Here is a 21,520-nt window from a genome sequence, read left to right on the forward strand (position 1 = left end):
GGATTTCACCACATTGGCTACCCGCGAGGCCAATTGCCGCGAGGAAGTCCGCCTCAACCGGCGGCTCGCGCCGCAGACCTATCTGGGAATCGTGCCCTTGACCCAGGACGACGCCGGCGTGCTGGCGCTGGACGGCTGCGGAACCGTGGTCGACTGGCTTGTGGTAATGCGACGCCTGCCGGCAGAGCGGATGTTCGACCGGATGCTTCAAGAAGAGCGGATCGGCGCGCCCGAAACCGACCAGATCGCGGATCTCCTGGCGCGGTTCTACCGTAGAGCTCACCACCCGGCCGTCGATCCGGCTGCCTATGTCGGCCGTCTCATGGCGCAGCAGGCGGAAAATCGGGCGATCCTGACAAACCGCGCCTTCGCGGTGGACCCCGCGCGCCTTCCCACAATCCTGGACCGGCTCGACCAGAGAATGACGGAAGACCACCCGCTGATCGAGGAGCGGGCGCGCACCGGTCGGATCGTCGAGGGGCACGGCGACCTGCGACCGGAGCACATCTGCCTGACTGACCCGATCGTGGTCTTCGATTGCCTCGAATTCAGTCCGGAATTGCGCCTCGTCGATCCGTTCGACGAATTGGCCTTTCTCGGCCTGGAATGCCGAATACTGGGCGTGCCGGCCATCGGACCGAAGCTCGTCGAGCGGGTCGCGAACCAACTCGGCGATCACCCGCCGCCGCGATTGGTCGCGTTCTACACCGCTTTTCGCGCGGTGTTGCGCGCCCGGCTCTCGCTCGCCCATCTTCTCGACGCCGCGCCACGGGAACCGGCCAAGTGGGAACCGCTCGCCAGCCGATACCTCGCTGTGGCCGAGGAATCCCTGCGATAGCCGGGCGGGGTTGTCGCCCGGCTGCCCTGGGGGCAAGGGCACGGTCGGATCGCCACATGGGAGCGAGCGGACATGATCCTTGTCAATGCCAGGCGTCGCCAAATGCGACTACCCTGTGATCCCGGATCACCAGACGCAGAAAGGGTCATCGCCATGACCCCGGTCAAAATCCCGCACCATGCGCGGGTTCTCGTCGCCGACGGGCGCAAAGCCCTTGTTCTCAGAAACGAAGGCGGCCCGTTCAATCCGAATCTGACGGTCGAGCACGTTCTCGAAGCGCCGGACAACCCGCCCACCAGCGAGCAGGGAAGCGACGAGCCCGGCAGAACGCGGACCCAGGGACGGCGCAGCGCCGTCGGGCAGACCGACTGGCATGCAGCAGCCGAAGCGGCGTTCGCATCCGATGTGGCCGAGGAGATCGACCAGATCCGCGCACGGGAAGACCTGAAGGCGCTGATCGTCGTGGCGCCGCCGAAGATGCTTGCGACCTTGCGAGAATGTTTCACCGAAGCGGTCCGCAAGCTGATCGTCGCCGAGATCGACAAGGACCTTACGAAGCAGCCGGTCAGCGAAATCCAGCGTCGTCTGAGCTGAAGCCCGCACGCCGGCATTCTCCGCTCGGGACGTAATCGTCCCGACGCGTCAGGGCCGACGATGAATGCCGAACTCCGCACGACTACACTCCGTGATGGCATCGGCGAAAATATCCGCCGTCTCCAGCACGACCAGGCGGTTTGCGACCGCGCCAGCGTCGAGCGCGGGCAGCTTCACGGTGTCCGTGATCACGACGTCATCGATCGCCGCCTCGCCCCAGAGCGCATCGGCACCACCGGTGAACAGGCCATGGGTCGCAGCGACCGAAACCCTCGTCGCGCCTTTGGCGCGGCAGACCGCCGCGACCCGCGCCATCGTCGTCCCGGTGCTGATCAGATCGTCGACCACGACCACCATGCGGCCATCGACATCCCCGGCGAATAGCTCCCCCGTCACGACACCACCACTGCGCTGCTTGTCCATGAAGCCCTTCGCGACGGGACGGCCGAGCGTCGTTTCGAGCCGCTCGCGAAAAATCTCCGCCCGCTTGGCGCCGCCGAGATCGGGCGAGACGACCGCAACCGGGGCGTCCCCGATCTCCGCCGCGAAATGACCGACGAAGGCGCTATTGGCGTCGAGATGGACCGTCGGATGGCGAAAGGCGTTCTGGAAGGCGGCGAGATTATGAATCTCCATGGTCATCAGGCGATCCGTCCCGACGGCCTCGAACAGTTGGGCGACATAGCGGGTGGTGACCGGGTCGCGGCTCTTGGTCCGCCGGTCCTTGCGGGAATAGCAGAGATAAGGGACCATGGCGGTGACCCGACCGGCGCCCGCGTCCCTCAGAGCGCCGATGAAGAAGAGCATCCGGCACAGCTTGTCGTTGCTTGTGTGCCGCGAATCGCCGGTGAGGCTGTCGAAGACATAAACGTCGCGGTCACGAACGCTGGAAAGCGGCCGCGCCTTGTGCTCGCCGTCCTCGAAAAACCGTTCCTCGTGCGGCGCAAGCATGATGCCGAGACGTCGGGCCACACGCTCTCCGAAGGCTGCGCTGGAACCGAGGGCGAACAGCATCGGACCGTCCGGGCGGACCACGGCACGTCGTTTAGGGCTCGATCCGTCCGCTTTCATCGGGCGAAGCGATAGCCCGCCGACAATCGCGTCGACGGTATGGCCGTCCTCGGAGAGCGGCGCCAGCAGGATCTCGGCCGCGTTCGGCTCGCCGCCCGCCTCGTCGAGCGTAAATTCCGCGAGCAAGGGTTCGCCTGCTTGTCGGACGACTTCGAACAAACGCCTGAGCCGTACCGCCCCGCGACGGCGTGGCGCGGCGGCCAAGCTCGCCCCGACCTCGCAGTGCCCGAGCACCGCATCTAACGATTTGGCGCCCGAACGAAGCGTATAATTTAGCCCCTGCTGCGGCACGCCATATACGAAAGCACACTTGCCTTCTGGGTCGAGTTCCTCAATGTCGAGATCCCTTTCCGACGGAAATATCAGTTCGTCTCGTCGCGCTTGCCAGACCGCGAGCAGGCGCCCCAGGAAATCGTCGGTGGGAACGGGGGCGAAGTCGAGACGACGAAACAGCCGCCGGAGGGGAACGGGTGTCTGTGCGAGTGTCGTCACCGGCGTCGGCCTCCTTCGTGCTGACGATGTGCATGCAAAGCAGGCTCGCCCGGACGTCCAGCGCAGACATTGATCTCGGTCAAGAGCCGGCCTGGTCCAGGTTCCGGCGATTAGCGTGGTCGGCCCCGGAGACGACGCCATGGCCGCCAATTGTCGGCCGCGTCGAACGGATCGAAGCAATGCGCCCGCGCAAGCAATCGATCGAGCCAGCCCGGCTGCAACGCCGGAAATGGATCGAGATGCCTTCCCTTTGGTCGGTTGAGCAGAGTAGTCGTCGCGATCAGACTGCCCGATCGCTCCAGCTCGGCGGCGAAGACCTCCGCGGAGGCACCGACATGTTCGGCCACGAGCCGGCTCAGAAGCATCCGAATTCGCCGTCTCGCTGCAGGATCGTCCGCTCCGGCCTCGATCGCCACGTCGCATTCCGTATCGAGGCCGAGTGACCGGTTGTTGAGATTGGCGGATCCAACTCTCAAAAACCGATCATCGACGACCATCAGCTTGGAATGCACCGTGATCGGCAGATCGATCGCGGCCATGGGGGCGAAGACCCGCAACCGTTGGTGAATGTCCTTGCCACGGAGCGAGTGGATCAGGGGGATGCGAGGGCGCTCCATGGCCAAGCGTTCGAAGATTCCAGCGCTTCGGGCCGGGCACAGGATGACGATTTCCGGCCCGTCCCGCTCTCCGAGACGTTGTGCCAAGGCGTTGGCGATGACAGGTGACGTGACATACTGATTCTCCAGATAGATCCAACGTTCGGCAACGGCGATCGCCGCGAGATAGAGGGCTTCCACTTCCCTCACGGCAGTCGCCCGCCTGTCGGCGGGCTCAGTCCGGGCAATCCCCAATCTGACGTCGCTCATGTCGGATGCGAGACTTTCGGGCCACGCCGTCGTTTCGGCCACCGGCTGCGGAAGTTGAACACCGGTGGCCCGACGCCAACGTCGTCTCGCCAGTTCACCAAGTGCCGCCGCCGCTGGCCCGGCGACGGCGAGCATCACCTCATGACGAGGGTTGTAGAGACTCCCGTCGAGCGTGCGGCGACGGCGATCGACGGCCAGGTGCAAGGAGGTGTCCCAGCGGTTGCGCGTGAAGTCCGAGCCTCCGCAAAATGCGACGCTGTCGTCAACGACCAGTATTTTCTGATGGTGCGAAGCACCGACCGGATGGCCGCCGTCCAGCCGATATTCCAGACGATCTCGGGGCAGCCATCGCGCCGTGCGCTGGGGACTGTCCCGTCGTTGGACGCTGTAACCCATCGCCATCTTCCAGATCAGAATATGGACGTCGAGATCTGGGGTTCGCGCCAATAGACGCGTCATCAGATCGCAGAGCGGTTCGCCACCTCCATTCTCGTCGGTGGGGGCCCCCAAAGGCACACGCGCGTCGAAGTCCCATCCGATAAGGAGAATGGAATGCTTGGCCCGCTCCATAGCGGCGCGCATGGCTGGCAGGTACGCCCAGCCGTCGACCAGGAGCGCAATCCTTGTCGCATTCTCAACCCGCCAGCATGTGTCGGAATCCCGCAGGAGGGAGGTGTTCCAGGTCATGTGTTTTCAGCGCTTGTTGGTTTGCCTGCCGTGCGGGCAAGCCCGAGCCGGCGATCGGTGCGACCGAGTGCGATGGGCCACCAAATACGAGGCAGTTCGTCGACCTCCGGATGGCTCAATGGGATAGGAGGCAGCATTTCGGACAGCGACGCAGCAGGTCGTGGGTGACGCCGCCAAAGACCCATTCTCGCAAACGCGCATGGCCATATCCGCCTGCGACAATGAGATCGGCCCCGTTCTGCTCGGCAACCAGGATGAGTTCGTCGGCCACGGACGCCTCCCGCTGTACGCGCACATCCGAGCGCGCCTTGATCTGATGACGATCGAGATGACGGATGACATCACCAGTGCGCGCTTGGGCGGCGTCTAATTCCGATTCCGGGGCGACCTCCACGACATGGACCGTCGCCGCGGCCCGCAGAAAGGGCGACGCATCCCACAGCGCCCGGCGCGCCTCGCGGGTGTCCTTCCAGGCGATGACCACATGCTCGGCAGAAAGCGCGCTGGTGCCCGCCGGGACGACGACGACCGGTCGACCGGCTGCCATCATCACCGAGCCGGGATCGGCGGCCCGGTAAATGTCGGCGCGCTGGCGATCCAGATCACGCCCGATAACGATGAGATCGGCCGAACGGGCTTCGCGGGCCAGCATTTCGGCGGGCATATCAATCGCGGCGCGCCATTCCGTCGCGAAGGTCCGGCTGGCACAATGTGAACGAAATCGCGCTTCGGCGTCTCGCAGTTCGGCGGCGATCTGCTCTCGTTCGTCGGCGAGGACATCGACAAACACCACACCGCCGAACGCGTCGACCGGCGGTGGACGGAACGTGGCGGCGGTGGCTCCGATCAGAGCCGCGTCGAAACGTTGGGCAAGCGTGGCAGCGAGTTCGAGACGCGCGTCGGAGGACGCCTCGGCGTTCTCGACATGTACCAAGATCGAGGCATAACTCATGCACGGCTCCTGACGCCTGAAAAAAGCGGTCGCGATAATCCCGGTGATCGACGAATCCTGGATATCCTTCCCGTTTCACCTCCCGGATCCACCTGACGTGGTCACCCCGCTATACGGCGTGCCGAGCTGCGACTGGCACATCCGCTTCGCAATCCAACCATCAGAAACGTTTCGCGCCATCTTGGTATTGATCGACGTCAACCGCTTCCGTCAAAGCTCCTTGCACGTCCCAAGCGCTGGGGCGGACACCACGCGAATGGTTCGGCCTGCCACCGGTGCGGTTCTACGGATTGGAGCCGCTGGCGGTCGCGGTGAACGTCGACAAGTACAACAGCCTTTCCGATGCACAGAAAGAAATCGTCCTCGATGTCGCCAGGGAAGCGGTCGACATGCAGCGTCAGCTCAGCATATCCAAGGAGGACGAGATAATCGCTTAGCTTGAATCCGAGGGCATGGATGTCAATCGTGACGGCGACGGCGAGGCTTTTCGGGAAGCGATCAAGCCCGTCTGGGAGGCGTTCATAGCCGACCACGGCAACGCGCTGATCAACGCGATCCTGTCAACTTCAGAAGAGTAGACCTTTCAACCAATCGATTGACCAATGCTGATATGCGGCTCGATCCGGACAAGGATCGGGCCGCATTCCTTTTGACCGCCGCGCAGAACGTTGACGATGAGCTCGGAACGTGAATCGGAAGAAGGGGATGGCCACCAACCCACCGACCGGCGACGGTCATCGCAAAGGCGCGGTTCGCGGCCGCTCGCAGGTTCACAATCCGAAGACGGACATCTGGACCAAACGGACCAGCGAAACCGGCAGGTTCGTGGACGGCAAGAAGGACGACACCCCGTTCAAGGGTGTCCGGAAGGAGAGGTAAGCTTTTTCGTCCCGCTTCGCGATCCAGTCTAGGATGCGAAAGAGAGTTCTGGAATCGCGCCCGAGGAGTCCGGAGGTCGATACTCATCCCCGTTCGTCCATCCAACGACGCTTTGTCGCAGAGTTTCGCCGACACGTTCGATGAAGATCGCCTTCAATCCGCGATGTCCTGCAAGCTCTTGCCCCGCGCGCAGCCCGCGCACCATGAGAGCCGTGGCCCAGGCATCCGCGTCCATGCAGCTTTTCCCCAGCACGGTGACCGAGGCGGGCGATCCCGTGGCCGGGCCGCCAAGGGCCGGGTCCATGGTGTGGGACAGGCGCCGTCCGCCAAGTTCAAGCCAGTGTCGATAGTCACCGGAAGTCGCGACCGCGCAATCCGCCAGTTCCAGGACCGAGAGCGGCGCGCGCTTCTCGAAATCGGGACGCTCCAGCGCTACCGTCCAGGGGCGGCCATCGGGGCGCTGACCGCATGCGCGCATTTCGCCATCAAGGCCCACCAGGGCATCGGTGATCTCGAAGCGTCCAAGCACCGCCATCATGCGATCGACCGCGTAGCCTTTGGCGATGCCCGACAGGTCCAGCGTCATGGGCGCGTGTTTGCGAATCTTCAGTTCATCGCGGTCAAGCTCGAGCACCTCATGCGCCGAAGCGCGGGCGGTACCCAAGGCGGCCCGCATCGCCTGCGGGTCCGTATGCCGCGGCCCGAATCCCCAGGCGGCGACGACATCGCCCATGCCGACATCAAAGGCGCCGCCGGACTGCCGGCCGATCTCGAGGCCGCGGGCCAAAACCTCCATCAGTTCGGGGGGCACCGAAACCCATTCGCCCACCGGGGCGCGATTGAGGCGCATCAGGTCGCTAGCGGGCGTCCAGGTAGACATCTGGCGATCCACCAGTTCCACGTCTTCGGCCAATGCGCGACGGATCGGGAAAGAGTCGGTAGCAGTAGATGCATCGAATAGCGCCGACCAGCGCGTTCCCATCGTTGGCCCATTCATCGCGTGGCGCACGCGGTCAATGGGTGTCTTCAACATAGCGTGCCTCCACCTTGAGAAGCGCCGGGGTCATTCCGCTCGGAGCAAGAATGTCGGAGAGTACCTCCGCGACGCCGGCGGCCATCTCGCGACCACCGCAGACCAGCACCTGCGCGCCGTCACCGATCAAGTGGGCGATCCGCGCGCCGTCGGCGCGCAGCGCATCCTGCACATAGGCGCGGGAGACGCCGCGCGAAAAAGCCGTCGTCACCGAGGTCAACCGGCCATCCTCCTGCCAATCGCGCATTTCCTCGCCATAGAAAAGATCGCTGTCGGGATGCCTCGCGCCGAAATACAGGTGCATCGGCCGGCGCCTTGAATTGGCCCGAGCGAAACCGGCAAGCGGGCCGATGCCGGTGCCGGCGCCGATCAAGATTACCGGCTTGCGGTTTCGTGCGGGCCGGAAGGCGGGGTTGCGACGGATGAAGCCCGGTATGCTGTCGCCCGGTTGCAGGTCGAGAAGCTGGCCGGAGCAAAGCCCGCCGGGATGCCGGCTGACGCAGATCTCGATGAAGCCGTCACGTCGGCGCGAGGCCAGCGAATAAAAGCGCGGAATGGCCGAGCCTTCGGGCAATATCCCCAGCAGGTCGCCTGGCGAGAACCGGGCAAACCCGTGTCCGGCCAGGCGCTCGAGCACTCCGGATTTCGGCACGGCGAAGCGCAGGATCGCGGCGGGGGCCTGCATCTCGGCCCCATATTCGCGGCGCGAGATCAGGGTCAGCGCATGAGCGCGCGGGTTCACGGGGCTGTGCGACAATTCCAGCGGATGAGCGAGCGCCTCGCCAAGGGCGCGGCCCCAGCGGGCGAATTCCTGCGGCGACTGACGGTTCACCGTCGCTATCGGCAGCAGTTCGGGCCAGCCTCCATCCGCCGCGATGCGTGCCACCTCGACGGCGTAGCCACAGAATTGGGGGAATTGCCGATCGCCGAAGCCAAGAACGGCCAGCGGCAGGGTTTGGGTCCGCGGCACGGCTTCCAGCCGCTCGAGAAATCCGGCGGCCGAGGCCGGGGCGGCGCCGTCGCCATAGGTGGCGGCCAGCAGGATCACCCGTTCGGCGCGCTTGTACCTGCCGGGTGAAAACTGTGCCATCGCTCCCGTATAGACCTTGTGGCCGGCCTGGGTGAGCGCGTCATGCAGTGTCGCGGCGAACCCCCAGGTGCTGCCACCCTCGCTGCCGACCAGAAGAATCACGTCGGCCTGGCCGGCAACCGCGTTCCCTGTGATCCGAGGCCGGGCGCGGCGGGCTTGCGCCCAGAGGATCACGCCGGTGGCCGCCATGACCGGCGCGCCAAGCGCCATCAGCCCGAGGATCAGCCCCAGTGAGGCCGCGCCCTGCCCGGTGTGCAGCATGTAGACGGTCTGGTTCAGGCGCTGCCATGCGCCGAAATCGGCCCAGGCGAGCGTGGCGCCGGTGCCCTGATCGAGATAGCCCTCGCCAGTGCTGGTCTTGAGCGTGAACACATCCGTCGGGTCACCCTCATAGGGAAAGGTCAGCTCCCGCAGGCTTGCCACCGGCGTTTCACGCAGCAGAGGCATGGCACCGGGCGCCGCGCCGACCCGTCCGCTGACCTCGGTCGGGAATGCCGTGACGCTTTCGCCGGGGATGAGGCCGAAGGTGTCGGCCGTCATGAAAAGCGCCGTGACGGAGGAGAGCAGCAGACCGATCACCGTCAGCCGCGCGACCTCGACATGCAGCCGCCCCGCAAGCGGGCCGCGCAGGCGCGAAAAGACCCGCCGCCAGCCGCCAACCCGTCGCGCTGTCAACATCACGCCGGAGATCGACAATACCAGAAGCGACCCTGCCCCGGCAGCGGCAGTCAGGCGTCCGACATCGCCCAGGAACAGCGAGCGGTGCAGATTGGTCATCCAACGCTGGAAGGAAGACGATTCGTAATCGGCGACACCTTCGCCCGTCGCCGGATCGATCACCACCGCGCCGGGACGGCCACCGTCAAAATAGAAGGCGGTGATCCGCCCCGAGGGCGCGCGGCGGATCTGCTCCACGCCGGGATAGGCGGCGGCCACGCGGTCGGCGAGCGCGGCCACGGCCAGATCGGTTTCGGTTTGTGCCGGAGCCTGCGCTACCTCGAGCGCGGGAAGGACGGACAGCACCGCGCCACTGAGCGTGAGAACCACGATCAGCAGCGCCGCGACGAGCCCAGGAAATTTGTGCAGAGCACGCAGCATGACAGGCTCCCTCTCGCCGGCTTACATGTCGTAGGTGAAATCGCGGATGTAGCGGCGGCCCGGAACGGGCTTGCCCGCGTCCGCGCTGGTCAGCGGCACGACCACCTCCGACGGGCTGTCGCGCATATCCTCGACAGAGGCGTCGATGTGTAGTTCATACCCCGCGTCGAACAGCGCATCGGCCAGATCGAGCGTGATCTTCAGCTGGCGCCCCGCGCCCACACTGGCCCCCGTGATCCCATTGATCTCGGCCGGATCGCCGCCCGTCGCGCGATGCCAGTCGCTCAGATGCTGGTAATATTTCGACTTGCCACCGGCCATCCAGAGGCTGCCCAGATAGGTGCCCTGCGCGTCGGTGACGTAAAGCGCAAGATAGGCGCCGTCGCCGCCATAGTCGTTCATATTGGCGGTCAGCGTGACCGGTCTGGCCAGAGCCAGCCCCGGCACGGCTATGGCCGTCGTCAAGGCAAGAGCGGACAAAAGCGACTTCATGGGGATTCTCCTTAGGAAGGCTCGGATCAGGCAGGTTTGCCTGTCCCTGCTGATCCCTTCCTGACGCTCAGCGCCGGTTGTCTTCAGCTTGCCGTCAGCTTTCTCGACGATCCGCCACCGCCGACACGCAAAGGCCCCGCCACCGGAACGCGGCGGCGGGGCCTTGGCAGGAGGCAGGAAGAAACGAGATGTAAGGCTTAGTTCACCTGAACCTGCGGGGCCGGGCCGGTTCCGAACAAGCCGTTTGCGGGCGGGGCGGCCGCTCCGGCGGGGGCCGCATTCCGGCGGGGCGTGGCACCGCGGCCTTCATCATCATCATCATCATCATCATCATCATCATCATCATCGTCATCATCGTCGTCATCGTCGTCATCGTCGTCATCGTCGCGGCGGCGCGGTCGGCGATCGTCGTCGTCATCCGATCGGTTGTCGGCCAAGAGGACCGGCAACCCGTTTGATGACGCAGTGGCGCCCCGCACGGGCTCGGGTCCGGAGACCGCACCGGAATTTGAGGCCCATCCGGTGGCGGAGAGGGCCAGAACCGCGCCAAGGGCGGTCGTTGCGGCCAGCAGGGCAAGAGCGGCTTTCATGTGATGGCTCCCATCATTGTTGCGATGAATTCGATCCTGAAGTTCCCGGATGATCGGAACCTGACGGATCGGGAAAATCTGCTTCAGCTGGCCGTCAGCTTCGCCCGCAGGAGGAAATCCCACACAGTCGAGCAAGGTTCGGTAGGCGCCCTCGCCCCTGGTTCAGGACCGATATGCGCAGCCGCGTTGCGGGTAATGCGCTTCAGCCGCCAACAATCCGGATAGTTGCGGGGGATAGCTGCACAGGATGTGGTCTCGAATGCCTCCGACGAACGCGGTCAGTCGCAATCCAAGGCAGGCCGGCCGAAGACGTTGGCCGGCCTTGACCATGACGCGGTTGCACAAGCGCAGCTGTCTCATTGAGCGGCGCTGAGCGCGTGCGGGTTACCCAGCCCCATCATCGGGATCGGGTCACGGCCATAGAGCGGCGCCGGACCGATCGGGATCTTCGCCGACTCTGCCTCGACCAAACGCGCCTCAACAGACGAATTGACGAGAACAGCTGCCGGATAGAGGACTTCGATATCCGTCATCTCATGCCAGATTATCTGTTCGGCAAGACGCGAAACCTCCGGCCGGACTTCCGCCTTTGCCACGGCGAAGAGCTCAACCAACGCGCCGACGACCTCGATCTGCGCGTCAAGCAGGAGAGGCAGTTCCGCGTCCAAACCTTCCCGGCTCGTCAGTACCCGCGGGAGGTCGGCCACAGCCTTTCCCCCCGCAACAGCTTCCGTAAGCGCCAGGAGCGGCAGGATCACCGCCTCCTCCGCTTCGGCATGTTGGCCGAACAGATCCGCTGCGGCGCGAGCAGCAGCGCCGATCTGGCTCGGCGCAGCGGCAGCATCCTCCAACTGCATGAGGAAGTCCGCGTGCGGCGCGCTCAGCACGTACGGAGCTTCAGAAGGGGCCGCCGATGCCGCCACGGCCAACATAGATGCGGCAGCGGAAACAATGAGTGGCGCCCGCATGATCGTTGCCTTCGATAGAAGCGTGCCTTTTCCTGGATCCGTTTTCATGGTGTGGGTCTCCTTTGAACCGATAAGGTCAATCTGGGGACGCCACCTGAGCGCTAGCTGACAACGCAGACGTTTCTGCTTCAGCCTGGCGTCAGGAAAAAAGGCCCCGCCACGCAGGCAGGCTCACTCCAAGCCGAGGGGCACGCGGCACTTGAGAACAGGGACAGGCGATACCGCCAGGGCGGGGCGCGCGCTTGTCGCCCGTGATCATGGCTCGCGCGAGGTTCTCGTGATGGCGGAGGGAGCCGAGCACCACGCTTCCTGCGGGCCGCGCAACGAGGAGGAGCATCAGGTTGGCGAGCCTCTCGTGCACTTCCTTCAGCGGTCCACGACGTAGCCGGCGAGACCGTGCGTCCGCGGAAGCTCGTCCGCCGTTAACCAGGCGATCGCAAAGGTTACCACCAGCGCCCAGTGGAACAGGCGCCCCATCGGATCCCAGACGGGGATCATCAGTCGATGGCGACGCCGGACTTGCCGCCCGGCGCGAACAGACCATTGTTCGACGGTGCCATCGTTGCGGCGGGGGCGGCGTTCTTATCCCTCCGGCGGCCATCGTCGTCCTCCTCTTCATATTCCATCTCGACGATTGCCAGCGTGCCCGGATCGACCGTGACCTCGATCTCACGACCCTGCAGGTCGCGGCCATCGATCTCGTAGCAGCCGTCATCGGCCTTGATCCGGCGCACGGTCCAGCCCTGCGCCTCGGCCATCTTCTGGACCGCCTCGCGCGGTTGCCAATTGGCCATGGGGACATCGCAATCGTCGTCGTCGGCATGGGCGGCACCGGCCGCGACAAAGCCCGACAGGAATACGACGGCCATCAGGGATTTCTTCATCTTCCGTCTCCGGTAACCGGTGGTGATGCGCCCTTGTCGCGCGCTATTCTGACGGCGACCTGAAGCAGGCCCGCTCGTCACGTCAGGTGCCTGTAAGTTTCGCGCGGGATACGGAAGCGGCGGGATGGATTGGACCGGAGCGACATGCGTGTGCTGCTGATCGAGGACGACACGGTGCTGGGTGCGGCGGTACGCGACCAGATCGCCGCCGACGGCCATTCCGTCGACTGGGCGACGCGGCTCGACGCAGCGAGCGAATATCTCGAAGTGGCGGTCTACGACCTGATCTTGCTGGATCTGATGCTGCCGGATGGGCGCGGCCAGCCGTTTTTGCGGGCCTTGAGGGTGCGAGGCGATGTGACGCCGGTGATCATCCTGACCGCGCTCGACCAGATCAGCGACAGGATCGAGGGCTTGAACGCTGGCGCCGACGACTACATGGTCAAACCTTTCGATCTCTCCGAGCTCTCGGCGCGACTGAACGCTGTTGCCCGGCGCTATTCCGGCAATCCCAACCCGCTGATCACGCTGGGCGATCTGGAAGTCGACCTTGCGGCAAGAACCATCCGACGCGGTGGCAAGGCCGTGCTCCTCACTGCCCGCGAATGGGTGTTGTTCGAGGCCCTGGTGCAGCGGCCGGGGCAGATCCTGTCCAAGGCGCAGCTTGAGGAACGGCTCTACTCCTTCGATACCGAAATCGAGAGCAACACGATCGAGGTCCATGTCAGCCGGTTGCGCAAGAAGCTTGGGCGCGACTGGATCGAGACGGTGCGCGGCTTCGGCTATCGGCTGGGCGCGGCATGAGATGGCCCAGCTCGCTACAGGGGCGTTTGGCGCTGGGATTGGGGCTGGGTTTGGCTCTCCTCTGGCTGGCAACCGCATGGGCGACGGCAACCATCCTGCGCGGCGAGATGGACGAGGTGTTCGATTCCGCTCTCGAGGAAACCGCTCAACGCATCCTGCCGCTGGCGGTGATGGATATCATCGGCCGCGAAGAGCCCGGCGTCAGTCAGCGCATCGCCACACTGCGAAGCCACGAGGAATTCTTCACCTACATCGTGCGCGACGACCGGGACCGCGTGCTCTTACGCTCGCACGGGGCCGAGGACGTGGTCTTTCCGCCCTTCGACGGCATGGGCTTCCGCCAGACCGCGACGCACCGGCTCTACTACGACGCGGCGCTGCAAGGGACGATCACCATCGCCGTCGCCGAGCCATTGAGCCACCGTGCCGACGTGGCGCGCGAGACGTTGGCTGGTCTCGCCCTGCCCCTGGTCGTCGTCGTTCCGATCAGCCTTCTCGGGGTGCTGGTGATCGTCCGGCGCAGCTTGCGGCCGGTTCGCCGGTTCAGCCGCGCGCTGGCCAGCCGCGGCGCCCGTGATCTGTCCAGTGTCGGCGACAGCAAGCTTCCAAATGAGATCCTGCCGGTCGCGGATGCAGTCAACCAGTTGCTGGACCGGCTGCGGCGTACGCTGGAGGCCGAGCGTAACTTCACCGCCAATGCCGCGCATGAATTACGCACGCCCGTGGCGGCGGCGCTGGCCCAGACCCAAAGGCTAATGACAGAAATCCCCGATCGCGCCGTGGCCCAACGGGCGGGCGAGATCGAGACCGCGCTCAAACGGCTGGCGCGGTTGTCCGAGAAGCTGATGCAACTGGCCCGCGCCGAGGGCGGACGATTGCGGCGCGACACAGCGGCGGACCTGCGCCCCGTACTGCGCATGGTCGTCTCGGATCTTGAAGGGATCGCCCGAGAAAAGCGCATCGACCTCGAGCTGCCGGACGACCCGATACTGTCGGATATCGACCCCGACGTCTTTGCGATTCTCGCCCGCAACCTGATCGAGAATGCGCAGCGCCACGGCATCGGCGACGCCCCGGTTCACGTTATCCTGACGAAGGGCCGCACCCTGCGCGTGATCAATGACGGCCCTGTCGTTCCACCCGAAACGCTAGCGCGGCTCACGGCGCGTTTCGAGCGCGGGCAGGCCATCTCGGAGGGCAGCGGATTGGGCCTGTCCATCGCCAAGGCCATCGCGGACGGAACGCAGGCGACGCTTACGCTGCATTCGCCCGCACCGGGCCGGGCGGACGGTTTTGCGGCAGTGTTCCAGGCGCCGATCGGTCGGCAACCGAACTGAGGGCGTCAGCCGCGGGCGGACGAAGGCGGTCCTGCCCCAGAGTCCGTTTCAAGCTCGCAACCGCACGTTCAAACGCGCGTGAGGCGGTTGCTCCGCAATGACAAGACACCCGATTTCCGTAAGTCTGGACGTCCGTAGTGAACCAGGGAGACGGGTCTTCGCAAGGTTTCGAAGCGGCCTCTCAAGCCGCACCTACCCGCGTTGTCTCGCGACCTCCGGAACACCAGGACATGCCGAGAACTCCTGCCTTGCGCAGGGGTTGGGCTTAAAGACACGATGGTATAAGAATTTGGCGGTGTATCGAAGCCTTGGGAGAAATAACATGCATTGGCTCGTCGGCGTCGCTGTTTCGATCATGCTAACGGTGGCGGTGACGGCTCCTGCTTCGAGCCAGGAGCCGGCCGTCAAGATCAGGCCCGACGTGGCTAGCGTGACCGTGGAAACCGACGAGGGGCCGGTCGTCATCGAGCGGATCCAGGACACGGACAACGAGGTCAGCGGCTATTACGCCAAGACATCTCGCGAATGCCCGCCCTTCTGCATACAACCGGCCCGGGCTGCCGACGGCGTCGAGACCATCGGTGAACTGGAACTCCTCGATATGCTGGCCGATGAGAACGTCCGCGTCATCGACGCGCGAACACTGGAATGGCACCTGGAGGAAACGATCCCCGGCTCGACGCATATTCCCTACACCGAAGTGGCGGGCCGTCTCGACGAACTCGGGTGCGTCGGTGCGGCCGGAGCCTGGGATTGCAGCGGCGCGATGCGGGTCGCCCTCTATTGCAATGGCCTCTGGTGTGGGCAATCGCCCACGGCAATTCAGGCCATGTTGAGGGAAGGCTACCCGGCCGACCGAATTTTCTACTATCGCGGTGGCATGCAGGCCTGGAAAATACTGGGTCTGACGACCGTCAGCGGAACGATGTGAGGCGCCCGGCTTCCGCGTGCCGAATAATGCCTGGCCGGAGGCCGCCGTGGCGACACCGCGTGTGTTCGAAGATTCGCCTCTGCTTTACCGCGGCCGTCTGGCGTTGGCGGCGGTGGATGGCATTGCTCGTCCAAGTAATGCCGCGATCGATCAGCTTCGACGTCGAAGTTTCCTTGCCGACGCGTGCTTTGGATTAACCACTTCGCGACAATTCAGTGGATTGCTCCGTGAGCCGTTGCCTATTTAAGACGGTAGGATCGGAGTTCGAAAATGGCCAAAGACAATACCGACAATTCATCGAACGATATCGCCGACACTCTTGAGAGAGAATTGAGCGACGAATTCGGCAAGGCCGTGTCGCAGGCGCCGAAGAGTTCGTCCAATCGCTTCGATCCGAAAGGGCCGACGCCGGTGGGGCTGCCGCGCAGGATCGCTGGCGGATTTCTCGGCCTGCGGGACGATCTCGACGAGAGCGCGCGGGAATGGCGGAACGTGTCCCGGGCCATCGCGCAGCAACGTCCGCTGGTGGAAACGCTCGAAGCGGAACGCGGCGCACTGCTCGAGTCACTCGCCAAGGCGGCCGAGGAGGCCCTTGCCGACGGAAAGGCGCTTGCGCTGCTCGTGGAGAGCACCAAGAACGGTGACGTTTCGGGGAACCTCGCCGAGCGTTTCGACGCGAGCCTCGACACTTTGGAACAATTGGCTGGAGTATCTTCCGCGCTGACCGGCAATCTGTTGTCGCTACGATCGAGTTGGGAGCAGTATTTCAGTTTGGTTCTCAAGGGCCAAGACCTGCAGGAGGGACGTCGGCCTGAGTGATCGCGCGTCCGCTGGTCATCGTCGCCCAGGGATGCCCAATATCGGCCGGTCGCCATACAGGCATCGAGAAGTCAGCGTCTTCCAGAGGAAAGCCGAGTCAGATTGCGTGGTTGCATAAATTCCGTTACGGAAGAAGAATCTTCTCACGGTGGGCACGACCTCGTTGGGAAGGTAGGCGGTGTAGTGGCTCCCAACCGCTGCACCGCCTCGCCTGTCCTCAGTCGCGCATGGTCTCCTGGAGCTTTGATGCGCGCCATGATGTCCGTCTTCATCGCTTCAATCTTATCAACGAGGATGCGGCGCGAGCGTCCTTGTCCTGACCCCCTTCGATTTCCATTTTAGTCCCATGACAAAAGAAACTTTCGAAGCGCACGTGGGCGGCACGATGCAGACGGCGATCGATAACGTGGTGGAATCCGCGGCGGCACTGACCGATGCGCTGAACGCGGCGGCCGACCTCGGCGTGCGGGTGGAACTCGACATCGTCCCGCTGAGCTGTACCAGCCACCGAAAGGTAGTGGCCCATTTCGTCCCTGTGGACGAAGGCCGGCGACCTGAAGATCTCAATTCGGCGAACGACGGTTAAAACCGGCGTCCACCGGGCCTTGCGAGCAACGTGGCATACGCCATCACGCGGAATTGAGCGCCGGCGGTTTGCCGCAGCGCCGGTATCGTCCGATCCTTTTCGTGGGAGCAAACGATGGCGACTCGGCTGATTACTCTGATGGCGATGGTGGCGCTGACAGGGACGGTTCTAGCGTCCCCGGCCCGCGCGGACGATGCGTTCGATGTACAGGCCGCGATCTCCGGCCAGCTCGAGGCATTCCGGTCCGACGACGGCGCGAGCGCCTATTCCTATGCCGCACCGAACATTCAGGCGATGTTTCCCTCGCCGCAAATCTTCATGGGCATGGTCCGGTCGGGCTACGACCCGGTCTACCGGTCCAGCAACACCGTCTTCGGCGCGCTGAAGGCCGAGGGCGCGGGCTTTCGACAGGAGGTCTATCTCACCGACCGGAACGGGCAGAGCTGGATCGCCAGCTACACGCTGGAGCGCCAGGGTGACGGGTCGATGAAGATCACCGGCTGCGCGATTCGCAAGGGCGAGGATCTCGCCGCCTGAACTACTCAGCCGCGCGGCGGGATGTCCCCCCTCGCCCAGTCCGCCTCGGTCGCCGCGGCGAAATCGGCGAACCGCCCGGCTTCGATCGCGTGCCGGATGCCGGCCATCAGCGACTGGTAATAGGCAAGGTTGTTCCAGGTCAGAAGCATCGAGGCGAGCGCCTCGTTCGAGCGCACCAGATGATGCAGATAGGCGCGCGAGTAGTCGCGCGAGGCCGGGCAGTCCGAGGCCTCGTCGAGCGGGCGCGTGTCCTCCGCGTGGCGGGCGTTCTTGAGGTTCACCTTGCCGAAGCGGGTGAAGGCGAGTCCGTGCCGGCCCGAGCGCGTCGGCATGACGCAGTCGAACATGTCGATACCGCGCGCCACGGACCGCAAGATGTCGTCCGGCGTGCCGACGCCCATCAGATAGCGGGGCTTTTCCGCCGGCATGACGGGAAGCGTCTCGTCGAGAGTCTTGAGCATCACCGCCTGCGGCTCGCCGACCGCGAGACCGCCGACGGCGTAGCCCTTCAGGTCCATCGCCGCCAGCCGCTCGGCCGAGCGAATCCGCAAGTCGATGGCGTCGCCGCCTTGCACGATGCCGTACATCGCCTTGCCGGGCTGGTCGCCGAAGGCGGTGGCGCAGCGTTCGGCCCAGCGCAGCGACATCTCCATCGCCCGTTCGATCTCGGCCCGCTCCGCCGGCAGGCGGATGCACTCGTCGAGCTGCATCTGGATGTCGCTTCCCAGGAGCCCCTGGATTTCGATCGCCCGCTCGGGCGTCAGCGCGTATTCGGAGCCGTCGACATGGGAGCGGAAACGCACACCGGTCTCGTCGAGCTTGCGCAGTTTTGCCAGCGACATGACCTGAAAGCCGCCGGAATCGGTCAGGATCGGGTGCGGCCAGCGGGCAAATTCATGCAGGCCGCCAAGCCGGGCGACGCGCTCGGCGCCGGGCCGCAGCATCAGATGATAGACATTGCCGAGAATGATGTCGGAGCCGTGCTCGCGCACCTGGTCCAGATACATCGCCTTGACCGTGCCGGCGGTTCCGACCGGCATGAAGGCCGGCGTGCGCACGGTGCCGCGCGGCATGGTGATTTCGCCGCGCCGCGCCTTGCCACAGGTCGCGAGCAGCCGGAACTGAAAGGATTCGCTCATGCCGGCACCCGATCGAGCAGGCAGGCATCGCCATAGGAATAGAAGCGGTAGCCCGATTTGATGGCGTGGGCGTAGGCCGCCTTCATGGTCTCGAAGCCCGAAAAGGCCGAAACGAGCATGAAGAGGGTCGAACGCGGCAGGTGGAAGTTGGTCATCAGTCTGTCGACAGCCTTGAAGCGATAGCCGGGGGTGATGAAGATGTCGGTGGCGCCGGCGAAGGGTTCGATAATGCCATCGTCGCGCGCCGCGCTTTCCAGAAGCCGCAGCGAGGTCGTGCCGACAGCGACCAGGCGGCGGCCAGCCCGGCGCGCGGCGTTCAGGCGCTCCGCCGTCGCCGCGTCGATACGGCCGATCTCGGCGTGCATCCGGTGCTCGTCGGTATCGTCCGCCTTGACCGGCAGAAAAGTTCCCGCTCCGACATGCAGCGTCAGATATTCGGCTCGAATGCCGCGTTTCGATAGTTGGTCGAGCAATTCGGGGGTGAAATGCAGGCCGGCGGTCGGCGCGGCCACGGCTCCATCCTCCCGGGCGTAGATCGTCTGGTAGTCGTCCCGGTCGCGCTCGTCGTCTGGCCGCTTCGAGGCGATGTAGGGCGGCAGGGGGATGTGCCCGACCGCGGCGATCGCCTGGTCGAGCGCCGGGCCCGAGAGTGCGAAGCGCAGGCTTGCCTCACCGTCCTCGCCGCGTTCCTCGACGACCGCATCGAGCGTGCCGGCAAGGCCATCGCGTTCGTCATGGCCGAAGGCAATGCGGTCGCCGACCCGCACCCGCTTCGCCGGGCGCAGAAAGGCGCGCCAGCGATCAGGCGCGACGCGCATGTGCAGCGTCGCGGAAATGCGCGCCCTGCCCTCGCCGTCCCGCGCACCCGGCCGCTGGCGGACGCCGTCAAGCTGCGCGGGGATGACGCGGGTGTCGTTGAAGACGAGAACGTCGCCGGGTTCAAGCAGCGACGGCAGATCACCGACGTGATGGTCGCCGAGCACGCCGTCGGCCCCGACGGCGAGCAAGCGCGCGCTCTCCCTGGGGGACGCGGGCCGCAAGGCGATACGGTCTTCCGGGAGGTCGAAGTCGAACTGATCGACACGCATACTGGGTCAGCCGGGTCTGTGAAACACGATGACGGCGGATCACAGACCCGCCGTCCTCAACGAGATGAATTGACTACGCGAGCGGAGCAAGCGCGGAAAACCAGTTCCCGCTCTTCCTCTGTTAGCGCTAGAGGTCGGACGCCACGCGCATCGTCGTGATCGAATCGGGATCGCTCACCGGCTCGCCGCGCTTGATCTGATCGACATTGTCCATGCCCTCGATGACCTCGCCCCAGACGCTGTATTGGCGATCGAGCCAGGGGGCCCGGTCGAAGCAGATGTAGAACTGGGAATTCGCCGAATTCGGATTGGCGGTCCGGGCGGCCGAGACCGTGCCGCGCTTATGCGGCTCGGCCGTGAACTCGGCCTTCAAGTCCGGCTTGTCGGAGCCGCCGGAGCCTGTTCCCGTCGGGTCGCCGGTCTGGGCCATGAAGCCGTCGATGACGCGATGGAAAACGACGCCGTCGTAAAAGCCTTCGCGCGCCAGTTCCTTGACGCGTGTCACATGGGCGGGCGCAAGGTCGGGCCGCAGTTTGATGACCACTCGGCCCTTCGTCGTCTCGAGTACCAGGGTATCGTCGGGGTTTTCGTAAGCCATCTTGCTCTCCTTGCTTGCCATGTCTCAAAAACGGGAACGGTCCGGATTTACCCGGACCGCGTCGATGGAGCCTCTTAAAGCGGATTCGCTCAAGGGCACAAGGTTTGCCGCCGTCACTTCACGGCGGCGTTAAGATTACTTGCCGTCGGCGGCAACGCCGACCTTGATCATCTTGTCGGGGTCCTGCACCGTGCCGTTCTGGGCCGGGTCGCCCTTCTTGACGGCGTCGACATTCTCCATGCCCGAAACGACATCGCCGACGATCGTGTACTGGCCATCGAGGAAATCGCCATCGGCCAGCATGATGAAGAACTGGGAGTTCGCCGAATTGGGGTCCTGCGAGCGGGCCATGCCGACAGTGCCCCGGTCGAAGGTCTCGTCGGAAAACTCGGCCTTGAGGTCCGGCTTGTCGGAGCCGCCCATGCCAGTGCCGTCAGGGTCGCCCGTCTGGGCCATGAAGCCGTCGATGACCCGGTGGAAGACGACGCCGTCGTAGAAGCCCTCGCGCGCCAGCTCCTTGAGCCGCTCGACGTGTTCGGGCGCGAGATCCGGGCGAAGGCCGATCTCGATGTCGCCGGTCTTGGTGGTAATGACCAGGGTGTTTTCGGGATCTGACTGCTGCGCTGATGCGAGACCCGTAAAGGAAGCGGCGGCGATCGATACGGCAAGACCGAGTGTAGCGAAAAACTTCATGCGAGATTGTTCCCAGATTGTGCGCCCGCGGTTCGCGTCAGGCGACTTTTCCTCGTATCGCTTCCGCGACGTTTCCAGGCACGAACGGCGTGACGTCCCCGCCCATGAGGGCGATTTGGCGGACCAATGTGGCGGTTATGGGCCTTGTCGCCGGCGAGGCCGGAAAGAAAATCGTCGCAATCTCCGGCCGCATGACGCCGTTCATCCCGGCCATCTGCATCTCGTAATCGAGGTCGGTTCCGTCGCGCAGGCCGCGGACCAGCGCCACCGCGTCGGCTTCACGCGCGGCATCGACCACGAGACCATCGAAGGCGACAACGCGGATCGCGCCGGTTTGTTCGGCGATGGCGCCCGTGTCGGCGCATTCGGCGATCAACCGGGCGCGTTCGTCGAAGCTGAACATCGGCTGCTTGCCGGGATGGACGCCGATGCCGATGACGACCTCGTCGAAAAT

26 protein-coding genes are annotated in these 21,520 nt (G+C 64.7%); 11 read left to right on the forward strand and 15 right to left on the reverse strand.

What is annotated here, in order from left to right:
• The coding region (locus MJ956_RS14355; protein WP_253965128.1) for a hypothetical protein at positions 1-838 on the forward strand (838 nt) is incomplete at its 5' end.
• 153 nt (positions 839-991) lie between these two features.
• Positions 992-1,432 carry a host attachment protein gene (locus MJ956_RS14360; protein ID WP_256477893.1) on the forward strand — a complete coding sequence of 147 codons (441 nt, stop codon included), beginning with the start codon at positions 992-994 and terminating at the stop codon, positions 1,430-1,432.
• 48 nt (positions 1,433-1,480) lie between these two features.
• Here MJ956_RS14360 and MJ956_RS14365 read toward each other — a convergent pair whose 3' ends face one another.
• The 3 genes from MJ956_RS14365 to MJ956_RS14375 form a co-directional block, all read right to left on the reverse strand.
• The gene (locus MJ956_RS14365; protein WP_253965129.1) at positions 1,481-2,629 is read right to left on the reverse strand and encodes a ribose-phosphate diphosphokinase; all 1,149 of its coding nucleotides are present in this window, start codon (positions 2,627-2,629) and stop codon (positions 1,481-1,483) included.
• A gap of 476 nt (positions 2,630-3,105) precedes the next feature.
• The gene (locus MJ956_RS14370) at positions 3,106-4,548 is read right to left on the reverse strand and encodes a phospholipase D-like domain-containing protein (RefSeq protein ID WP_253965130.1); all 1,443 of its coding nucleotides are present in this window, start codon (positions 4,546-4,548) and stop codon (positions 3,106-3,108) included.
• A gap of 115 nt (positions 4,549-4,663) precedes the next feature.
• Entirely contained in the window at positions 4,664-5,500 is an 837-nt protein-coding gene (locus tag MJ956_RS14375) for a universal stress protein (protein WP_253965131.1), read from the reverse strand.
• Positions 5,501-5,775: 275 nt separating this feature from the next.
• Here MJ956_RS14375 and MJ956_RS14380 point away from each other — a divergent pair, with 275 nt between their 5' ends.
• The 3 genes from MJ956_RS14380 to MJ956_RS14385 all read left to right on the forward strand — a co-directional run bounded on the left by MJ956_RS14380 (position 5,776) and on the right by MJ956_RS14385 (position 6,379).
• Entirely contained in the window at positions 5,776-5,937 is a 162-nt protein-coding gene (locus MJ956_RS14380; protein WP_253965132.1) for a hypothetical protein, read from the forward strand.
• A gap of 15 nt (positions 5,938-5,952) precedes the next feature.
• Entirely contained in the window at positions 5,953-6,078 is a 126-nt protein-coding gene (locus MJ956_RS18820) for a hypothetical protein (RefSeq protein ID WP_256477894.1), read from the forward strand.
• A 127-nt stretch (positions 6,079-6,205) separates the two neighbouring features.
• Positions 6,206-6,379, forward strand: coding sequence for a hypothetical protein (locus tag MJ956_RS14385; RefSeq protein WP_253965133.1), 174 nt, complete (start codon positions 6,206-6,208; stop codon positions 6,377-6,379).
• Between the two features lie 28 nt (positions 6,380-6,407).
• Here MJ956_RS14385 and MJ956_RS14390 read toward each other — a convergent pair whose 3' ends face one another.
• The 7 genes from MJ956_RS14390 to MJ956_RS14415 form a co-directional block, all read right to left on the reverse strand.
• Positions 6,408-7,412, reverse strand: a complete 1,005-nt coding sequence (locus tag MJ956_RS14390; protein WP_253965134.1) for an FAD:protein FMN transferase — start codon at positions 7,410-7,412, stop codon at positions 6,408-6,410.
• Complete coding sequence (locus MJ956_RS14395; RefSeq protein WP_253965135.1) at positions 7,393-9,600, reverse strand: PepSY domain-containing protein; 2,208 nt, start codon at positions 9,598-9,600, stop codon at positions 7,393-7,395. The genes MJ956_RS14390 and MJ956_RS14395 overlap by 20 nt, the downstream gene beginning before the upstream one ends.
• A gap of 21 nt (positions 9,601-9,621) precedes the next feature.
• Entirely contained in the window at positions 9,622-10,092 is a 471-nt protein-coding gene (locus MJ956_RS14400; RefSeq protein WP_253965136.1) for a DUF2271 domain-containing protein, read from the reverse strand.
• 197 nt (positions 10,093-10,289) lie between these two features.
• Entirely contained in the window at positions 10,290-10,817 is a 528-nt protein-coding gene (locus tag MJ956_RS14405; protein WP_253965137.1) for a hypothetical protein, read from the reverse strand.
• 221 nt (positions 10,818-11,038) lie between these two features.
• Complete coding sequence (locus MJ956_RS14410; protein ID WP_253965138.1) at positions 11,039-11,698, reverse strand: hypothetical protein; 660 nt, start codon at positions 11,696-11,698, stop codon at positions 11,039-11,041.
• 318 nt (positions 11,699-12,016) lie between these two features.
• Complete coding sequence (locus tag MJ956_RS18825; RefSeq protein ID WP_256477895.1) at positions 12,017-12,148, reverse strand: hypothetical protein; 132 nt, start codon at positions 12,146-12,148, stop codon at positions 12,017-12,019.
• Positions 12,148-12,534 carry a PepSY domain-containing protein gene (locus tag MJ956_RS14415; RefSeq protein WP_253965139.1) on the reverse strand — a complete coding sequence of 129 codons (387 nt, stop codon included), beginning with the start codon at positions 12,532-12,534 and terminating at the stop codon, positions 12,148-12,150. Before MJ956_RS14415 ends, MJ956_RS18825 begins: the two co-directional genes overlap by 1 nt.
• A 144-nt stretch (positions 12,535-12,678) precedes the next feature.
• On the opposite strand from MJ956_RS14415, the gene MJ956_RS14420 reads away from it, so the two are divergent.
• The 6 genes from MJ956_RS14420 (at position 12,679) to MJ956_RS14445 (ending at position 17,548) form a co-directional block, all read left to right on the forward strand.
• Positions 12,679-13,338 carry a response regulator transcription factor gene (locus MJ956_RS14420; RefSeq protein WP_253965140.1) on the forward strand — a complete coding sequence of 220 codons (660 nt, stop codon included), beginning with the start codon at positions 12,679-12,681 and terminating at the stop codon, positions 13,336-13,338.
• Positions 13,335-14,675, forward strand: a complete 1,341-nt coding sequence (locus MJ956_RS14425; RefSeq protein ID WP_253965141.1) for an ATP-binding protein — start codon at positions 13,335-13,337, stop codon at positions 14,673-14,675. The genes MJ956_RS14420 and MJ956_RS14425 overlap by 4 nt, the downstream gene beginning before the upstream one ends.
• A 322-nt stretch (positions 14,676-14,997) precedes the next feature.
• On the forward strand, positions 14,998-15,606 hold the full coding sequence (locus MJ956_RS14430) for a rhodanese-like domain-containing protein (RefSeq protein ID WP_253965142.1): 609 nt from the start codon (positions 14,998-15,000) through the stop codon (positions 15,604-15,606).
• A gap of 270 nt (positions 15,607-15,876) precedes the next feature.
• Positions 15,877-16,425, forward strand: a complete 549-nt coding sequence (locus MJ956_RS14435; RefSeq protein WP_253965143.1) for a hypothetical protein — start codon at positions 15,877-15,879, stop codon at positions 16,423-16,425.
• Positions 16,426-16,810: 385 nt separating this feature from the next.
• Entirely contained in the window at positions 16,811-17,011 is a 201-nt protein-coding gene (locus tag MJ956_RS14440; RefSeq protein ID WP_253965144.1) for a hypothetical protein, read from the forward strand.
• 114 nt (positions 17,012-17,125) lie between these two features.
• Positions 17,126-17,548 carry a DUF4864 domain-containing protein gene (locus MJ956_RS14445; protein WP_253965145.1) on the forward strand — a complete coding sequence of 141 codons (423 nt, stop codon included), beginning with the start codon at positions 17,126-17,128 and terminating at the stop codon, positions 17,546-17,548.
• 5 nt (positions 17,549-17,553) lie between these two features.
• Here MJ956_RS14445 and tgt read toward each other — a convergent pair whose 3' ends face one another.
• From tgt to coaD, 5 genes are all read right to left on the reverse strand, one after another.
• On the reverse strand, positions 17,554-18,687 hold the full coding sequence (gene tgt / locus MJ956_RS14450) for a tRNA guanosine(34) transglycosylase Tgt (RefSeq protein WP_253965146.1): 1,134 nt from the start codon (positions 18,685-18,687) through the stop codon (positions 17,554-17,556).
• Complete coding sequence (queA, locus tag MJ956_RS14455; protein WP_253965147.1) at positions 18,684-19,775, reverse strand: tRNA preQ1(34) S-adenosylmethionine ribosyltransferase-isomerase QueA; 1,092 nt, start codon at positions 19,773-19,775, stop codon at positions 18,684-18,686. The genes tgt and queA overlap by 4 nt, the downstream gene beginning before the upstream one ends.
• A 127-nt stretch (positions 19,776-19,902) precedes the next feature.
• A complete protein-coding gene (locus tag MJ956_RS14460) occupies positions 19,903-20,373 on the reverse strand; it encodes a peptidylprolyl isomerase (RefSeq protein WP_253965148.1) in 471 nt (156 codons plus the stop codon).
• A gap of 135 nt (positions 20,374-20,508) precedes the next feature.
• The gene (locus tag MJ956_RS14465; RefSeq protein WP_206456259.1) at positions 20,509-21,066 is read right to left on the reverse strand and encodes a peptidylprolyl isomerase; all 558 of its coding nucleotides are present in this window, start codon (positions 21,064-21,066) and stop codon (positions 20,509-20,511) included.
• Positions 21,067-21,103: 37 nt separating this feature from the next.
• Positions 21,104-21,520, reverse strand: a 417-nt coding sequence (coaD, locus tag MJ956_RS14470) for a pantetheine-phosphate adenylyltransferase (protein ID WP_253965149.1), incomplete at its 5' end; no start/stop codon positions are given.

This window comes from Aurantimonas marianensis, from assembly GCF_024195285.1.
GTDB classification, from domain to species: Bacteria; Pseudomonadota; Alphaproteobacteria; order Rhizobiales; family Rhizobiaceae; genus Aurantimonas; species Aurantimonas marianensis.

Coding starts and splice junctions, on each gene's coding strand:
- MJ956_RS14360 (WP_256477893.1), top strand. CDS start 992: ATGACCCCGGTCAAAATCCCGCACCATGCGCGGGTTCTCGTCGCCGAC.
- MJ956_RS14370 (WP_253965130.1), bottom strand. CDS start 4,548: ATGACCTGGAACACCTCCCTCCTGCGGGATTCCGACACATGCTGGCGG.
- MJ956_RS14375 (WP_253965131.1), bottom strand. CDS start 5,500: ATGAGTTATGCCTCGATCTTGGTACATGTCGAGAACGCCGAGGCGTCC.
- MJ956_RS18820 (WP_256477894.1), top strand. CDS start 5,953: ATGGATGTCAATCGTGACGGCGACGGCGAGGCTTTTCGGGAAGCGATC.
- MJ956_RS14385 (WP_253965133.1), top strand. CDS start 6,206: ATGGCCACCAACCCACCGACCGGCGACGGTCATCGCAAAGGCGCGGTT.
- MJ956_RS14390 (WP_253965134.1), bottom strand. CDS start 7,412: ATGTTGAAGACACCCATTGACCGCGTGCGCCACGCGATGAATGGGCCA.
- MJ956_RS14395 (WP_253965135.1), bottom strand. CDS start 9,600: ATGCTGCGTGCTCTGCACAAATTTCCTGGGCTCGTCGCGGCGCTGCTG.
- MJ956_RS14400 (WP_253965136.1), bottom strand. CDS start 10,092: ATGAAGTCGCTTTTGTCCGCTCTTGCCTTGACGACGGCCATAGCCGTG.
- MJ956_RS14410 (WP_253965138.1), bottom strand. CDS start 11,698: ATGAAAACGGATCCAGGAAAAGGCACGCTTCTATCGAAGGCAACGATC.
- MJ956_RS18825 (WP_256477895.1), bottom strand. CDS start 12,148: ATGATCCCCGTCTGGGATCCGATGGGGCGCCTGTTCCACTGGGCGCTG.
- MJ956_RS14415 (WP_253965139.1), bottom strand. CDS start 12,534: ATGAAGAAATCCCTGATGGCCGTCGTATTCCTGTCGGGCTTTGTCGCG.
- MJ956_RS14420 (WP_253965140.1), top strand. CDS start 12,679: ATGCGTGTGCTGCTGATCGAGGACGACACGGTGCTGGGTGCGGCGGTA.
- MJ956_RS14425 (WP_253965141.1), top strand. CDS start 13,335: ATGAGATGGCCCAGCTCGCTACAGGGGCGTTTGGCGCTGGGATTGGGG.
- MJ956_RS14430 (WP_253965142.1), top strand. CDS start 14,998: ATGCATTGGCTCGTCGGCGTCGCTGTTTCGATCATGCTAACGGTGGCG.
- MJ956_RS14435 (WP_253965143.1), top strand. CDS start 15,877: ATGGCCAAAGACAATACCGACAATTCATCGAACGATATCGCCGACACT.
- MJ956_RS14440 (WP_253965144.1), top strand. CDS start 16,811: ATGCAGACGGCGATCGATAACGTGGTGGAATCCGCGGCGGCACTGACC.
- MJ956_RS14445 (WP_253965145.1), top strand. CDS start 17,126: ATGGCGACTCGGCTGATTACTCTGATGGCGATGGTGGCGCTGACAGGG.
- tgt (WP_253965146.1), bottom strand. CDS start 18,687: ATGAGCGAATCCTTTCAGTTCCGGCTGCTCGCGACCTGTGGCAAGGCG.
- queA (WP_253965147.1), bottom strand. CDS start 19,775: ATGCGTGTCGATCAGTTCGACTTCGACCTCCCGGAAGACCGTATCGCC.
- MJ956_RS14460 (WP_253965148.1), bottom strand. CDS start 20,373: ATGGCTTACGAAAACCCCGACGATACCCTGGTACTCGAGACGACGAAG.
- MJ956_RS14465 (WP_206456259.1), bottom strand. CDS start 21,066: ATGAAGTTTTTCGCTACACTCGGTCTTGCCGTATCGATCGCCGCCGCT.